The sequence below is a fragment of the Pseudorhodoferax soli genome (assembly GCF_003337555.1).
Lineage (GTDB): Bacteria > Pseudomonadota > Gammaproteobacteria > Burkholderiales > Burkholderiaceae_C > Pseudorhodoferax > Pseudorhodoferax soli.
Map to the genome: position 1 here is coordinate 835755 of NZ_QPJK01000002.1, position 15228 is coordinate 850982.

Genomic DNA, 15228 nt, shown 5'->3' on the forward strand with positions numbered 1-15228 from the left:
GTTGCCGGGGGAAAAGGACCGAAAGTGCGACTCCACAGCAGGGAAAGAGTGCTCAAACTGCGACCAGATCTGCATCGCGCAGCATCACAGGTTCGCGGGCACCGGCTGCCACGCGCCGACGCACGGCCGCATCCAGCTCGAGCATGTGGCTGCTATAGGTCACCAGCGGATCCTCGTCTCGGCCATCGGGCCGGTAAACATAGTGCAGCGTCTCCTTGCGGATGCTGGCACCGATCCAAACGGCGTCGATTTCGACCCAGAAGCGCACGGAGCCTGAGGCTTCGTGGAAGAAGGAATCCTGGGACATGGGTAGCTCCAAAGTGCGGCGGATCGACCGTCCGCAGTTGGCTACGCCTAGAAGAACCACCCGCAGCCGCCAGCGGAAAACGCCACTGACATGTGCTGGCCCACTATGGCACGAAAGCAGACGGCTCAGGCAGCGTTACATCTGCTCCCACCGCGCTGCACGTTGTAGCGCGGCCCTGCAAGACGATCTGCAGGACTCCTCCCGCGGGCAAGCAATCCCAGGATTGCGGTGACCAGCTGTCTGAAACGGACGCATGGCGCACTCACCCGGGTCGGTGGTCTGTGCAGCGTCGGTGACTGAACAACTCCCGCCACTGCCGAGCTGTTTCGGCCTTCGTCCGCGGCGAGATGTCCTTCAACGGCCGGCGCGCTACCCGCCCAAGAAGTCCGCCGACCTCATTCCCATCTGCTGCGAGCTGCGCATTGGAGACGCGCATTCCTGTGCCATGGATGGCCCCACCTTCAGTCCGCGTACCCCGGGTTGGTGCGGTCCAGCACCCGCATCATGGCCGCGAAGTACAGCGCCTCGCGCTCCGCGCGCGGATGGCTGTCCTGCGGGTTCGGCGTGTCCACCTTGGCGACCATCTCATCGGACAGCAGCGCCAGCGGCTGGCCCGTCGCCATGGCCAGCAGCTGCGCCCTGCAGACGCGCTCCAGCCGGTAGAGCCGGCGGTAGGCCTGGGCCACGCTGTCGCCCACCGCCACCACACCGTGGTTCTTCATGAACAGCACGTGCTTGTCGCCGATGACGCCGGCCAGGCGCTCGCCTTCGCTGAGCTCGGCCGCAAGACCCGTGTAGCCGTCGTCGTAGGCGATGTTCTTGCTGAGGAATGCAGCCGTCTGGCTGCCGGGCAGCAGCCGGTTGTCTTGCAGCATGTTGAGCGCCAGCGCCCAGGTCTGATGCGTGTGCAGCACCACCTTGGCACCGGTGATGCGGTGCAGCGGCGCGTGGATGCTCAGCGCGCTGAGCTCGACGCTGCCGTTGCCCTCCAGCACCTCGCCCGCCTCGTTGAAGACGATGAGGTCGCTGGCGCGCGCCTCGGACCAGTGCAGGCCGAAGGGCAGCACCAGGAAGCGGTCGGTGGTGCCGGGCACGACCATGGTGAAGTGGTTGTCGATGCCCTCTTCCAGGCCGTCGTGCACGGCCAGGCGGTTGGCGGCGGCCAGGTGCACGCGCGCCTGCTGCACGGCGTCGTCGGTGGCGACCGCGTGCAGATGGCCGTAGGTTCTCGGTGCGGTGGTGTTCATGGGGTCTCGTGGAGTGAAGGTTGACGTAAAGTCCCGCCGTCGCCGGGACTGGCAGCTGGTCCGCGGGCATTTTCCAGTGTCGTGCCAAAAGGGCTGTCCCGAATGAAACTCCTGCTGCAACGCGTGCGCCAGGCCCATGTGGTGGTGGATGGCGAAACCATCGGCGCCATCGGCCAGGGCCTCTTGGTGCTGGTGTGCGCCGAGCGCGGCGACACCGAGGCGCAGGCCGACAAGCTGCTGGCCAAGATGCTCAAGCTGCGCATCTTCTCGGACGCGGCAGGCAAGATGAACTTGAGCGTGCAGGACGTGGGCGGCGGCCTGCTGCTGGTGAGCCAGTTCACGCTGGCGGCCGACACCAGCGCCGGCAACCGGCCTGGCTTTTCCGGCGCCGCCGCGCCCGAGGACGGCCGCCGGCTCTACGACCATTTCGTCGAACGCGCGCGTGCGCTGCACCCCGTGGTGGCCACCGGCCGCTTCGCCGCCGACATGCAGGTGCACCTGGTCAACGACGGCCCCGTCACGATCCCCATGCAAGCCAGAAACAACGAGGAGACGACATGAGCAAAGAGACGGTAGGACTAATCGGCCTGGGCGCCATGGGCGCCGGCATCGCCGCCACGCTGCGCCGCAACGGCCATGCGCTGCGCGTGTGCGATGCGCGGCCCGGCGTGGCCGCGGCCTTCGCGGCCGAGGGCGGCACCGCCTGCGCCAACCCGGCCGAGGTGGCGCAGGGCAGCGACGTGGTGGTCTCGGTGGTCGTCAACGCGCAGCAGACCGAGGCCGTGCTGTTCGGCGAGCACGGCGCGGCCGCCGCCATGGCCGCGGGCAGCGTGTTCGTGATGTGCTCCACGGTCGACCCGAACTGGTCGGTCGCGCTCGAAGCGCGGCTGGCGGCGCTGGGCCTGCTCTACATCGACGGCCCGATCTCGGGCGGCGCGGCCAAGGCGGCCGGCGGCCAGATGACGATGATGACGGCGGGCACGCCCGCCGCGTATGCCAAGGCCGGCGGCGTGCTCGACGCCATGGCCGGCAAGGTCTACCGGCTGGGCGACCAGGCCGGCGCCGGCAGCAAGGTGAAGATCATCAACCAGCTGCTGGCCGGCGTGCACATCGCCGCGGCGGCCGAGGCCATGGCGCTGGGCCTGCGCGAGGGCGTGGACGCGGCCGCGCTGTACGAGGTGATCACCCACAGCGCGGGCAACAGCTGGATGTTCGAGAACCGCATGGCCCACGTGCTGGCCGGCGACTACACGCCGCTGTCGGCGGTGGACATCTTCGTGAAAGACCTGGGCCTGGTGCTGGACACCGCGCGCGCCAGCAAATTTCCGCTTCCGCTGGCGGCCACGGCGCACCAGATGTTCATGCAGGCATCGACGGCCGGGCATGCGGCCGAGGACGATTCGGCGGTGATCAAGATCTTCCCGGGCATCACGCTGCCGAAGGCGGGCTGAGCGGGCCGTTCACCACGGCCAACACAAAGGCCTACCGCCTGACGGTGGGCCCAACCCACATGGCGCGCTCAGCGTTGCTGATCGGGCCTGGATTGGCCGGGCTGTGAACCCTGCCCCGGCTGCCCGGGATTGTTCGGTTGCTGCTGGTTGGGCTGCTGGCTCGGCGGGTTCTGCTGGCCGGGTTGGTTCTGCTGGCCCGGGGTCTGCTGGCTTTGTTGGCCAGGGTTGTTCTGCTGCTGGTTCACGGTCGTCTCCTTGATGTCAGGCGGAATGCCTGCCGATCCAAGCTAAGGGCCTCGCGCTCCCGGCCACGTACAACTGCAGCGCGCAGGGGGGTAGGACGCGGCGCCGCGCGAACGCCGCGCCTCCACCGAGGAGTACAGTGGGCACGCAGCCTCCTTCGTGCCCTGGCTGTCGAGCCACCGTCGACGCACCCTCAGGAGTTGCGCGATGCAGTTCAAACCCCACCCCGCAGCGGCACCCAGTCATTGGGTGCATGCGCTGCTCGCCGCAGCGTGCATTCCCATCGTGCAGTCGCTCATGCGCTGGCGTCGCGCGCGCGCCGTACGACAGCAGCATTCCCGGGCCGATCTGGATAGTCCGCACATTGGCATCGCCTTGTCCGCAGCGCACACGGCGTTCTGGAGCAACAACCACGTGCAGCTGCCAGTCGCTCTGCAACACGGCGCCCCGGCTGCCGCCGGCCCGGCCGACGGGCGAGAGCCTGTGCAGCAAGCGATGGCACGGGCGGAGCACACGCCCTTGAAGTCGGTCTGATCCGGGGGCAGCAAGGCATGGCGGAATCGCTTCTTTTCACCACGGCCAGGGTCACCACCTTCGATGGGCCACGGCTGTTGACCGGCGCTACCGGTTTCTTCTTCACGCGCGCCGAGCGGCTCTTCCTCGTGACGAGCCGCCATGTCGTGCAGGACGCGCCCAGCGAGCACCGGCCCAACCGCATCGAAATCGAGTTCCATATCGATCCGGTCGACCTGCGGCGGACGGCGACACTGTCGGTCTGGCTGTTCAAGGATGGCGTCAGCCAATGGCGCCAGGGGGCCGATTCCGGAGGCGAGATCGACGTCGCCGTGCTCGAGATCGGCAAATCCAGCCTGCCGGCCGGCGCCCACTTCCGCTGCTTCACCACCGCCCATCTGCAGAGCGAACTGAGCGAGGTCGAGGTCGGCACGGGGCTCCTGGTGGTCGGCTTTCCGCTGGGCTTTCACGACACGATGTACCACCTGCCGGTGGTGCGGCACGCCATCATCGCCTCGGCCTTCGGCATCCGCTTCCAGGGCCAGGGCTACTTCCTCACAGATGCACGCACCCACCGGGGCACCAGCGGTGCCCCAGTGGTGCTGCGCGACCCGGCATCCGACGACCCGCTGCCATGGAAGCTGCTCGGTGTGCATTCGTCGCGCATCGACATGGGCACGCGCGACCGCCAACAGGACGAATCCCTGGGCCTGAACGCCGCCTGGTATGCGGCCATCCTGATGACGCTGACCACCTGAGGCCTGCGGACCCGCGGCCGCCTCACTCGGCGGCGCGCTGCTCCGCCGGAGCAAGCAGCTTCCCCCGCGCGTGTGCAGTCCGCGGCCCCAGCCGCTCGCCACCTGCGCGACAGCACGCGCCAGCGGCGCTGCCCAGAATGCGCCACTCCACCACCACGGTCTTCGCCATGCAAGCCCTGCGCGTCCACGCCTTCGACCAGCCACCGCGGCTGGACACCCTGCCCTCCCCCGAACCCGCGGCGGGCGAAGTCCGCGTGCGCGTGCAGGCCTGCGGCATCTCGTTCTTCGACCTGCTGATCGCGCGCGGCGCCTACCAGTGGAAGCCGCCGCTGCCGTTCACGGTGGGCAGCGAGTTCGCCGGCACCGTCGATGCGCTGGGGGCCGGCACCACGGGGTTCGCGATCGGCGAGCGCGTCTGCGGCTCGCTGTCGATCGGCGCCTGGGCCGACCAGATCTGCGTGCCGGCGGCCGGGCTGCAGCCGGTGGCGCCCGGTGCGGCGATCGACGAGGCCGCCGTGCTGCACACGCCTTACGGCACGGCGCTCTACGCGCTGCGCGAGCGCGGCGGCGTGCAGGCCGGCGAGACCGTGCTGGTGCTCGGCGCGACCGGCGGCATCGGCGATGCCGGCGTGCAGACCGCCAAGGCGCTGGGGGCGCGCGTGATCGCGGCCGTCTCCGGCCCGGCCAAGCAGACCGCGGCGACCCAGGCCGGCGCCGACGCGGTGGTCGACATGCAGTCCGCCAACTGGAAGGACGAGGTCAAGGCCCTGGCCGGCCCGCGCGGCGTGGACGTGGTGCTGGACCCGGTCGGCGGCGAGGCCATGGACACCGCCTTCCGCACGCTGGGCTGGGGCGGTCGGCACCTGGTGGTGGGCTTTGCCGGGGGCAGCATCGGCAGCCTCAAGGGCAACCTGTGCATCGTGAAGGGCGCCTCGCTGATCGGCGTGGACCTGCGCCAGTACCGCGAGCGCCAGCCCGAGGCCATGCACCGGCTGCTGGCCGACGTGACCGCGCTGCACGCCCAGGGACGCGTCCGCCCACGCATCGCGGCGCACTTCCCGCTGACGCAGGCCAGCGCGGCCTTTTCAATGGCCAGCGAGCGCGCCACCATGGGCCGGGTCATGCTCGATTTTTAGGCTGAGCGCCCCCCAGCGCAGCACAGCGCTGATGGGCAAGCGGCCACAGCCACGCCAAGACGCTCCAGGGGCGCTAAAGCCGCGCCAGGGAGGGCCGAGCATGGGCATTCGATACAACGCGCCGCACCAATGACCTGCAGCAAGCCATCCGGGCCTCGAACGCAGGCATCGGGATCGGCCTGGCCCAGCGTCATGCCTCGCCCTGCAATCGGTGCGCGCTGCGCAGGATCTCGGCCGCCCGCTCGGCGATCACCACGGTGGGCGCCATCGTGTTGCCCGTGGCGATGCTGGGCATGACGGACGCATCGGCCACGCGCAGGCCGTCGATGCCGAACACGCGCAGCTGGCCGTCGACCACGGCGTCGCGGTCGCTGGCGCGGCCCATCTTGGCGGTGCCGCTCTGGTGGAAGTACGTGCCGGCGGCGTTGCGCACGAAGTCCTGCAGCGCCGCACCTCGCAAGGGCCCGGGGAAGGCCTCGCGCCGGCGGAACGGCGTGCACACCGCGGCGTTGCCGATCTCGCGGCACAGCTCCACGCAGCGCACCATGGCCTGCAGGTCGCTCGGCTCGGCCAGGAAGTTGGCATGCACCAGCGGCGCGGCGAACGGGTCGGCGCTGGCCAGCAGCACCTGGCCGCGGCTGTCGGGCCGCGCCAGGCCGGGCGCCAGCGTCCAGGCCGAGGCGGCACCGCGCGGCACGTCGAACTGCTGCGCCACGGTCTCGCTGGCGAAGGGGGTTTCCTCCAGCACCGGCATCAGATCGGGCGTGCGCAGGCCGGCGCGGCTCTTGGCGTAGAACACGAACTCGGCCGCGTTGTTGCGCGGCGGCTCGGGCGTCACGTATTCCCAGCAGCAGCCGGCCAGCAGGATGTGGTCCTGGAAGTTGCGGCCCACGCCGGCCAGGTGCTGGCGCACGGCGATGCCGTGGCGCTGCAGCTGCGCCGCGTCGCCGATGCCCGACAGCATCAGCAGCTTGGGCGTGTTGATGGCGCCGAGCGAGAGCACCACCTCGCGGCCGGCCCGCACGGTGTGGTGCTTGCCGCGGCGCACGAAGGCGATGCCGCTGGCGCGCGTGCCCTCGAACAGGATTTCGGTGACCTCGGCGCACAGCAGCACGTCGAGGTTGGGCCGGCCCAGGTAGGGGTGAAGGTAGGTGGCGGACATCGAGACGCGCTGGTTGCCGTCCTGCACCAGCATGTTGGCCAGGCCGCAGCCGCCATCGCCCTCCATGGCCGCGCCGTTGATGTCGTCCACGGCCGGGATGCCCAGCGCGTCGGTGGCTTCGATCAGCGCCGGCACCAGCGGCACCGGGTCTTGTGGCTGCTGCACCGTGAGCAGGCCGCCGGTGCCGCGCCGGTGCGCATCGGCCGGGCCGCGCCAGTCCTCGATGCGGCGGTAGATGGCCAGCACCGATTCGTAGCCCCAGGCTGGGTCGCCGGCGGCCTCGGCCCAGTCTTCGTAGTCGTTGCGGTGGCCGCGCGCCCAGACCGAGCCGTTGATGCTGGAGCCGCCGCCCAGCACCTTGCCCATGGGCAGCAAGGGCGTGCGGCCGTTCAGCGCTGGGCTGGGCTGGGCCTTGTAGCCCCAGTCGCGCTCACTGCCGATGTTGGACATCCACAGCGTGGTGTCCAGCACGGCCGGCACGCGGTCGCTGCCGCCGGCCTCGACCAGCAGCACGCTGACCCGCGGGTCTTCGGCCAGCCGGCGCGCGATGACGCAGCCGGCCGCGCCGCCGCCGCAGACGATGAAGTCGTAGGCCGGGCGGACCTGCTCGGCCAGGTGTTCGTTGTCGCGCAGCATGGTCATGGGTTCACAGCTCCAGCGCGCCCAGGCGGCGTGCGATGTGGTCGGCCTGGCGCAGTGCCAGCGCCACGATGGTCAGCGTCGGGTTGGCGGCACCGCCGGAGGCGAACTGGCTGCCGTCGGCGATGTAGAGGTTGGGCAGCTCGTGCGCGCGGCCGAAGCCGTCGACGACCCCATCCTCCGGCCGCGCGCTCATGCGGTTGCTGCCCAGGTTGTGGGTGGCCGCGTAGGGCGGCGTCTCGATGCAGCGCGTGGCGCCGGCCGCGCGGTGGATCGCCGCCATGCACTGGTAGCCGTGGTTGCGCATGGCCTGGTCGTTCGGGTGCTCGTCGTAGTGCACGTTGGCCACGGGCACGCCGAAGCGGTCGGCCTCGTCGCTGCGCAGCGTGATGCGGTTGCCGCTCTGCGGCATGTCCTCGCCGCTCATGTACAGGCCAGCCATGTGGTCGTAGCGAGAGATCACCGAAGCGAAATCGCGCCCCCACCAACCCGGGTCGAGCAGCATCGCGGCGCTGGGCAGGCCCATGGCGTTGGTCTCGATGTAGTAGCCGCCCAGGAAGCCGCGCGCAGGGTCGTTCACGGCGAAGTCTTCCACCAGGCCGGCCATCACCTCGCCGCGGTGCATGTGCACGGGATGGTCGAACAGCGACCACAGCGTCTGCACCACATGGCGCAGGTAGTTGCGGCCGACCTGGCCCCAGCCGTTGGCCAGGCCCTGCGGGAAGCGGCCGCTGGCCGAGTGCAGCAACAGGCGCGAACTCTCCACGCTGTTGGCAGCCAGCACCACCACGCGCGCCGCCTGGCGCTGCCGCTGGCCGGCGGCGTCGGCATAGACCACGGCACAGGCGCGGCCAGCGGCGTCGTGCGCCACGTGCAGCGCGCGGCAGCCGCTGCGCAGGTCGAGCCGGCCGGTGGCCAGCGCGCGCGGGATCTCCACGGCCTGCGTGGACCAGCGCGACTGGTGCTTGTCGCCGGCGATCGTGAAGCCGTCCTGCACGGTGGCGGGCCGGCCGTCGTAGGGCTGGCTGTTGATGGCATGGCGGCCCGTGGACGCGCGCTTGAGGCCCAGCCGCGCCGCGCCGTGCAGCATCACCTTGCAGTTGTTGTTGGCCGGCAGCGGCGGCAGGCCGTTGGTGCCGGTCACGCCCATGCGGCGCTCGGCCGCGTCGTACCAGGGCGCCAGTTCGTCCAGGCCGAACGGCCAGTCGATCAGGCTGGTGCCGGGCACGGCGCCGAACGTGCTGCGCGCACGGAAGTCGTCGGCCAGCAGCCGGTAGGCGCAGCCGGACCAGTGCGCCGTGGTGCCGCCCACGGTCTCGCAGTGCCAGACCGGCGCCTCGGGATGGTCGCGCGCCACGCGCCAGTTGCCCGAGGCGGTGCGCTTGTCGAGCCACGACAGCATGTCGTAGGCCGCCCATTCGTCGTTGACGAAATCCTCGGCCGCGAACTGGCGGCCGGATTCGAGCAGCACCACCGGCACGCCGCGCTGGCACAGCGCGTTGGCCAGCGTGCCGCCGCCCGCGCCCGAGCCGATGACGACCACGGCGCTGTCGTCGTCCAGCGTCATGGCTTAGCTTGCGGCGCCACGGGCAGCTGCAGGTCGTCGAAGCCGCGCTGGACATAGCCGCCCAGGTGGTAGGCCGCACCCTCGTAGCCGAAGGCCTGCCACACCGCCAGGTCGTCGTACAGGAAGCGCACGGTCAGGCGCTGCAGCAGGCGAAAGCCCGGCAGGCCGGCCGCCTCGGCGTTGCGCAGGGCCGTGGTGCGGTAGCTCTCGCTGCAAGCCGCGAACGGGGCCGGCACCGCAGACGACAAGGCCGACAGCAGCGCCCGCAGGGGCGCGGCGAGCGCCGGCTGGCGCTGGCACAGCGCGTCGAGCGCGGCCACGGTGCGGCGGTAGACCGGGTCGGCCAACCCGTCGTGCGGGTACAGCGTGCGCATGGCGGCGAGCAGGTGCTGCGCTTCGCCCGCACCGAACACGCGCAGGCCCGCCACCCAAGCAACGGCGTCGTCGCACGACGCCGGCTGCGGCAGCCGCGGGTCCTTGTGGGCCTCGTGCATGGCGCCGCGGTCAGAAGGGATAAGCGCGCTGGCCCATCTGCAGCGTGATCCACTTCAGCTCGGTCATCTCCTCGATGGAGGCGCGCCCGCCCTCGCGCCCGAAGCCCGATTGCTTGACGCCACCGAAGGCGATGTGCGATTCGTCGGAGATGGTGGTGTCGTTGACGTGCACCATGCCCGACTCGGAACGCATGGCGAAATCCATGGCCTTCTGCAGGTCGTTGGTGACGATGGCCGACGACAGGCCATAGGCCGTGTCGTTGGCGATCTGCAACGCGTGCTCGGCGTCGCGCGCGCGGATCAGCGAGGTGACGGGGCCGAACGATTCCTCGTCGTAGATCGTCATCTCGGGCGTCACATCGGCCAGCACGGTGGGCTTGAAGAAGGCGCCCTCGTAGGTGCCGCCGGCCAGCAGCCGCGCGCCCTTGGCCACCGCGTCGTCGATCTGGCCGCGGATGAACTGGCACTGCTGCGGCCGGATCAGCGGGCCGACCACGGTGGCCGGATCGCGCGGATCGCCCACGCGGATGCCCTTGGCCTTCTCGGTGAAGGCCATGGCGAAGCGCTCGTACAGCGCGTCTTCCACGATGACCCGCGAACTGGCCATGCACACCTGGCCCTGGTGGAAGAAGATGCCGAACGCGGCCGAATCCACCGCGTACTGCAGGTCGGCGTCGGCCAGCACCACCAGCGGGTTCTTGCCGCCCAGTTCCAGCGTGTAGCGCTTCATCTGCGCGCCGCACTGCGCGGCCAGCAGCCGGCCCACGCGCGCCGAACCCGTGAAGGTGATCTTGCGCACGCGCAGGTCTGCCACCAGCGCCTTGCCCACCACCTCGGCCGGACCCGGCACCACGTTGAACACCCCGGGCGGCAGGCCGGCCTGCTCGAAGCATTCGGCCATGACCAGGCCCGACAGCGGTGTCATCTCCGAGGGCTTGAGCACGAAGGTGTTGCCCGCGGCCAGCGCGAAGGCCACCTTCTTCATGGTCAGCAGGAACGGCGAGTTGAACGGCGCGATGCCGCCGACCACGCCGAGCGGCTGGCGCACCGTCATCGACAGCTGGCCCGGCTGGCTGGCCGGGAAGGTGTCGCCACCCACGTGGTAGCACAGGCCGGCGGCCACGCGCAGGCATTCCACAGCGTAGCTCACCTCCCACGGCGCCTTGATGAAGACCGAGCCGTTCTCTTCGATGATGAGGTCGCGGATCGCGTCGGCGCGGCTGGCGATCACGTCGGCCGCCTTCAGCAGCAGCGTGGCGCGCTCGCCGGCCAGGAGCTTGCCCCAGCCCACGCGCGCGGCGTGGGCGCCGGCGATGGCGTCTTCCACATCGGCCGTGCTGGCCTGGGCCACGCGCGCGAACACCTGGCCCGTGGCCGGGTTCACATCCTCGGCCCAGGCGCCTTCGCTGCCCTGGCGCCATTGGCCGTTGATGTAGAGCGGGCGGATCGGCAGCGCTGCGGCCTCATGCGTTCCCATGTCGTCGGTTCCTGTCAAGAAGTGGAGAGAGAAGTAGAGAGCGAAGGCCGCTGCACCGCGGTCTTGGGCAGCATGCAGTGCACGCCCTTGTTGATGTCGACCATCTGCGTCACGCGCAGGTCGGCGGCGATGCTGCACAGCGTGTAGGCGTCGATGGCCGGCAGGCCGGACAGCTCGCCGATCCAGCGGATCATCTCGCGCAGGGCCTGGCGTGCGGCATCGTCCAGGTCTTCGTCGAAGCCCATCGCGATGTAGTGCGTGGCGGTCTCCGCGCGCGGCAGCGCCTGCTGCAGGTCCTTGCGCACAGTCAGGCGGAAGCTGCCGCGCAGGCTGGTCTCGATGGCGGTCAGGCAGACCTCGCCGTCGCCCTGCAGCGCATGGCCATCGCCGGCGGCGAACAGCGCGCCTGCGTTGAACACCGGGAAGTAGACGGTGCAGCCCTCGGTGAGCGCGCGGTTGTCCATGTTGCCGCCGTGCTCGCGCGGGATGATGGAGGTGATGCGCCCGTAGCCCGGCGGCGGGGCGACGCCGAAGTTGCCGAAGAAAGGGTCGAGCGGCAGCGTCAAGCCCCATGGCAGCTGCGCCGTGCGCGCGGCCATGTCGAGCGGGATGTGCAGCCGGCGCTCGACGGGGAAGTCCTCCGGCAGCGTGCCCAGCAGCGGCTTGATGATGTTCCAGCCCCAGGGCTGGCGCAGTTCGACCTTCAGCACCTCGACCTGCAGCACGTCGCCAGGCATGGCGCCTTCGACCCAGATCGGCCCCGTCAGCAGGTGCGGGCCCGAGCCGCGCGGGCCGGCGGCCAGCACGGCGCGGTGCTCGGGCAGCAGCAGGGCTTCGTCTTCGGGCAGGTCGTCGGGCTCGCCCGACAGCGTGTCGATGGTCACGGTGTCGCCGCTGGCGATGCGCAGCACGGGCGGGCGCGCTGCGTCCCAATAGCCCCAGGCGACGGTCTCGGAGGTGGCGTGCAGATGGTGGTGTGTCATCGATCAACCTTTCACGGCGCCCATCGTCAGGCCGCGCACGATCTGCTTTTGCAGCAGGCACACGGCCAGCAGCACGGGCAGCAGCGCCACCATGCCGACGACCGCCATCTCGCCCCAGCGCACGCCCTGCGCCGTGATCAGCAGCGGAATCGCCACCGGCAGTGTCTTGACGTTCTGCCCGCCCAGCATGAAGGCGAACAGGAACTCGTTCCACGCGAAGATGAAGCACAGCATGCCGGTGGAGACGATGCCCGAGCGCAGCAGCGGCAGCACCACGCGCAGGAACACGGCGAAGCGCGAATGGCCCTCGACCATCGCAGCCTCTTCGAGCTGCACCGGCAGGTCGCGGCAGAAGCTGCGCAGCACCCAGATGTAGAACGACAGGTTGAAGGTGAGGTAGGCCAGCGACAGCCCGACGAAGGAATCGAGCAGGCCGATCTGCGTGTAGATCAGGTAGAACGGGATGACCAGGCAGATCGGCGGCGCCATGCGCGTGGCCAGGATGAACAGGAACAGGTCGTCGCGCGCCTTGAGCTCGAAGCGCGCGAAGGCGTAGGCGGCCGGCGTGCCGACCAGCACCACCAGCGCGGTGCTGGCCAGGCCCAGCAGCACCGAGGTGCCCAGGTAGTTCAGGAAACCGGTCTCCAGCACATAGCGGAAGTGGTCCAGCGTGGGCGCGAAGGTCCAGGCCGTGGGCCGCGTGAACATCAGCGCATCGGGCTTGAAGGCCATCGCGGCCAGCCAGCCGACCGGGAACAGCAGCAGGCCGGCGAGCGCGATGGTCAAGAGGGTCCAGCCGATGGCGTAGCGGCGCGGGGTGTGCAGGGTGGTGGTGGTCATGTCAGAACGCCTTGAGCTTCTTCTTCGCCACCTGGTAGAAGATGTTGCAGACCACGAAGAAGCTCAGCCACACCAGCACGGCCAGCGCAGCCGATTCACCGATGCGCCACTGCTCGAAGGTCATCTTGTAGGCCAGCACGCTCGGCGATTCCGTCGACACGCCGGGGCCACCCGAGGTCAGGATGAAGATCGAATCGAAGATCTTGAACGCGTCGATGAAGCGCAGCATGCCGATCACCACCAGCAGCGGCGTCATGAGCGGCAGCGTGAGGTGGAAGAAGGTCTGGAACGCGTTGGCGCCATCCACCGCGGCGGCGCGGTACGGGCTCTCGGGCAGCGCCTGGCGGCCGGCGAAGAAGGCCAGCATCATGAACGGCGTCCACTGCCAGACATCGACCAGCGCCAGCGCGATCAGCGCATGGTCGACCGACGAGAACACCGAGGCGCCCTGCAGCCAGCCGAAGCGCTCGATCACGTTGTAAGACAGCAGGCCCCAGGAGCCGGCCAGCATGATCTTCCACAGCAGGCCGACCACGATGGGCGCCATCATGCTGGGGATGAACAGCAGCGGCAGCCAGACGCTGCGGCCCCAGATCTTCTGGTTCAGCACCAGCGCACCGCCCAGGCCCAGCACGAACTCCAGCGGCACGGCGATCGCCATGAAGATCGCCGCCACCTTGAGGCTGTTCCAGAACCGGTCGTTGCCCAGCAGCCGCGTGAAGTTGTCGAAGCCGTTCCAGTCGCCCACCTGGCCGTACTCCACCGCGTGCAGGCTCAGGTACACGGCATAGCAGAACGGCACCAGGCTCACGATCACGAGCACCAGCAGCGCCGGCGCCACCAGCGCATAGGGGTAGGCGGCGCCGTCGCTGAAGCGGCGCCGGTAGCTGCGCCCGGCGGCGGCCGGGGGCGCCGCGGGCAAGGTGCCCACGGCCGGGGGAATCGCGCTCACGGCTGCTGCCCCGGGTTCAGAGGAGACACTTCTTGCAGATGGCGAGCATCTTCTCCTGGCCCATCTTGGCGCCCTGCTCTGGCGTCAGGCGGCCCTGGCCGACCTGCTGCACGATGGGGCCCAGCGCGTCGTAGATCTCGAAGATCTTCGGCGCCTTGGGCTTGGCCAGCACGACCTCCATGTTGGTCTTCATGGCCGTGTAGAAGGGCGAATTGGCCAGCTCGGGCAGCGCGAAGCTCGACGTGCGCATCGGCACGCCGCCCTTGCCGGCCGTCATCAGCTTCTTCTGCGTGTCCTTCTCCACCACCCACTGCAGGAACAGGTAGGTGGCGGCCTTGTTCTTCGACGCCTTGTTGATGACGATGGTCGACGGCTCGCCGTCGGCGCTGCGCTTGACCTTGAGCTCGGGGTTGGTCGGGATCGGCGCATAGGTGAAGCGGCCGGCCATCGGCGAGGCGCCCGGCTTGTCGATGCCCAGCACGAAGTCGCTGAAGGCGATGGCCTGGGCCGCGATGCCGTTGCCCATCACGGTCGGCACGTCGACCAGCGAATACTCGGCCTGGCCGGGGGGCGCGTACTTCCACATGCGGGCCCAGGCCGCCAGCGCCGCCACCGACTGCGGCGTGTCGAAGGTGGGCGCGCCGTTGGCGTCGAACCAGTCGGCGCCGTAGTTCTTCATGACGTTGAACCAGACCGAGGGCAGCGTGGCGCCGCCCGTGATGCCCTCGTGCAGGATGCCGTAGAAGTCGGTCTTGAGCGGCTGGCCGGCCAGGGTGCTGCCGGCCTTGCGCGTGAAGAACTCGCCGATGTCCAAAAACTCCTTGAAGGTCTTGGCCGGGGCCAGCTCGTAGCCGTACTTGGCCTTGAACGCGGTCTTCTCGCCGGCGTCGGCCAGCAGGTCGCCGCGCAGCCAATAGATCATGTTGTAGTTCCAGTTCAGGAAGCCGTAGGTCTGGCCCTTGAACTTGGTCAGCGTGCTGGCGGCCGGCTCGATCATGTCGGCCGGATCCAGCGTGGGGCTCAGCAGCTTGGCGTCCTTCATGAAGCCGTCGATGGGCTCGATGGTGTTGGCCGCCAGCATCTGGCCCATCTGCACGCCGTGCAGCATCACGGCGTCGTAGTGCCCGCGGCGCGACAGCATGTCGGCCTGGCCCTTGTTGATCACCTCGAAGTGGTTCAGCAGCTCGTACTCGACCTTGATGCCGGTCTCGGCGGTGAACTGGCCGACCAGCGTCTTCATGGTCTCCTGCAGCGGCGTGATCTCGTCGAGCACGCGGATGCTGGTGCCCGCGAAGGGCTTGGCTGCCTCCTTGTAGGACCAGGCCTGGGCCAGCGCATGGCCGCCCAGGAGCGTCCCCGCGAGCAGGGGCAGCAGGGCGCGCACGGTGGCGCGCAGCACGGGGCGCACGGAAGAATGGTTCATGGCGATGCAGGTCCTCATGGGGTGGAACGGGAACGG

At 69.6% G+C, this 15228-nt stretch carries 16 protein-coding genes; 5 read left to right on the plus strand and 11 right to left on the minus strand.

From position 1 onward, the window contains the following. Window positions 1–52 precede the first annotated feature (52 nt). Both DES41_RS10610 and DES41_RS10615 read right to left on the minus strand, forming a co-directional pair. On the minus strand, window positions 53–307 hold the full coding sequence (locus DES41_RS10610; RefSeq protein ID WP_114467575.1) for a hypothetical protein: 255 nt from the start codon (window positions 305–307) through the stop codon (window positions 53–55). A 461-nt stretch (window positions 308–768) separates the two neighbouring features. Further along, window positions 769–1554, minus strand: a complete 786-nt coding sequence (locus DES41_RS10615) for a class II aldolase/adducin family protein (RefSeq protein WP_170168135.1) — start codon at window positions 1552–1554, stop codon at window positions 769–771. Between the two features lie 102 nt (window positions 1555–1656). Between DES41_RS10615 and dtd the strand changes: the two genes are divergently transcribed. Then, window positions 1657–2115, plus strand: coding sequence for a D-aminoacyl-tRNA deacylase (gene dtd, locus DES41_RS10620; RefSeq protein ID WP_114467577.1), 459 nt, complete (start codon window positions 1657–1659; stop codon window positions 2113–2115). Beyond that, a complete protein-coding gene (gene ltnD, locus DES41_RS10625; RefSeq protein ID WP_114467578.1) occupies window positions 2112–3005 on the plus strand; it encodes an L-threonate dehydrogenase in 894 nt (297 codons plus the stop codon). Before dtd ends, ltnD begins: the two co-directional genes overlap by 4 nt. A 68-nt stretch (window positions 3006–3073) precedes the next feature. Here ltnD and DES41_RS38340 read toward each other — a convergent pair whose 3' ends face one another. Then, the gene (locus DES41_RS38340) at window positions 3074–3250 is read right to left on the minus strand and encodes a hypothetical protein (protein ID WP_170168136.1); all 177 of its coding nucleotides are present in this window, start codon (window positions 3248–3250) and stop codon (window positions 3074–3076) included. Window positions 3251–3455: 205 nt separating this feature from the next. Here DES41_RS38340 and DES41_RS38345 point away from each other — a divergent pair, with 205 nt between their 5' ends. From DES41_RS38345 to DES41_RS10640, 3 genes are all read left to right on the plus strand, one after another. Next, complete coding sequence (locus DES41_RS38345) at window positions 3456–3782, plus strand: hypothetical protein (protein WP_114467579.1); 327 nt, start codon at window positions 3456–3458, stop codon at window positions 3780–3782. Window positions 3783–3799: 17 nt separating this feature from the next. Beyond that, window positions 3800–4519 carry a S1 family peptidase gene (locus tag DES41_RS10635; RefSeq protein ID WP_114467580.1) on the plus strand — a complete coding sequence of 240 codons (720 nt, stop codon included), beginning with the start codon at window positions 3800–3802 and terminating at the stop codon, window positions 4517–4519. A gap of 167 nt (window positions 4520–4686) precedes the next feature. Further along, window positions 4687–5655 carry an NADPH:quinone oxidoreductase family protein gene (locus tag DES41_RS10640; protein WP_114467837.1) on the plus strand — a complete coding sequence of 323 codons (969 nt, stop codon included), beginning with the start codon at window positions 4687–4689 and terminating at the stop codon, window positions 5653–5655. A gap of 190 nt (window positions 5656–5845) precedes the next feature. Here DES41_RS10640 and DES41_RS10645 read toward each other — a convergent pair whose 3' ends face one another. The 8 genes from DES41_RS10645 to DES41_RS10680 are packed head-to-tail and all read right to left on the minus strand — an operon-like array spanning window position 5846 to window position 15192. Next, the gene (locus DES41_RS10645) at window positions 5846–7459 is read right to left on the minus strand and encodes a GMC family oxidoreductase (RefSeq protein ID WP_114467581.1); all 1614 of its coding nucleotides are present in this window, start codon (window positions 7457–7459) and stop codon (window positions 5846–5848) included. 4 nt (window positions 7460–7463) lie between these two features. Then, entirely contained in the window at window positions 7464–9023 is a 1560-nt protein-coding gene (locus DES41_RS10650; RefSeq protein WP_114467582.1) for a GMC family oxidoreductase, read from the minus strand. After that, entirely contained in the window at window positions 9020–9517 is a 498-nt protein-coding gene (locus DES41_RS10655; RefSeq protein WP_114467583.1) for a hypothetical protein, read from the minus strand. The genes DES41_RS10650 and DES41_RS10655 overlap by 4 nt, the downstream gene beginning before the upstream one ends. A 10-nt stretch (window positions 9518–9527) precedes the next feature. Next, on the minus strand, window positions 9528–10994 hold the full coding sequence (locus DES41_RS10660) for an aldehyde dehydrogenase family protein (protein WP_114467584.1): 1467 nt from the start codon (window positions 10992–10994) through the stop codon (window positions 9528–9530). A 14-nt stretch (window positions 10995–11008) separates the two neighbouring features. After that, window positions 11009–11977 (minus strand): acetamidase/formamidase family protein, encoded by a 969-nt coding sequence (locus DES41_RS10665; RefSeq protein ID WP_114467585.1) that lies wholly within the window; start codon window positions 11975–11977, stop codon window positions 11009–11011. A 3-nt stretch (window positions 11978–11980) separates the two neighbouring features. Beyond that, window positions 11981–12817, minus strand: a complete 837-nt coding sequence (locus DES41_RS10670; RefSeq protein ID WP_114467586.1) for a carbohydrate ABC transporter permease — start codon at window positions 12815–12817, stop codon at window positions 11981–11983. A 1-nt stretch (window position 12818) separates the two neighbouring features. Then, window positions 12819–13769, minus strand: a complete 951-nt coding sequence (locus DES41_RS10675; RefSeq protein ID WP_211332944.1) for a carbohydrate ABC transporter permease — start codon at window positions 13767–13769, stop codon at window positions 12819–12821. A 16-nt stretch (window positions 13770–13785) separates the two neighbouring features. Next, window positions 13786–15192 (minus strand): extracellular solute-binding protein, encoded by a 1407-nt coding sequence (locus DES41_RS10680; RefSeq protein ID WP_114467587.1) that lies wholly within the window; start codon window positions 15190–15192, stop codon window positions 13786–13788. Window positions 15193–15228: the final 36 nt, after the last annotated feature.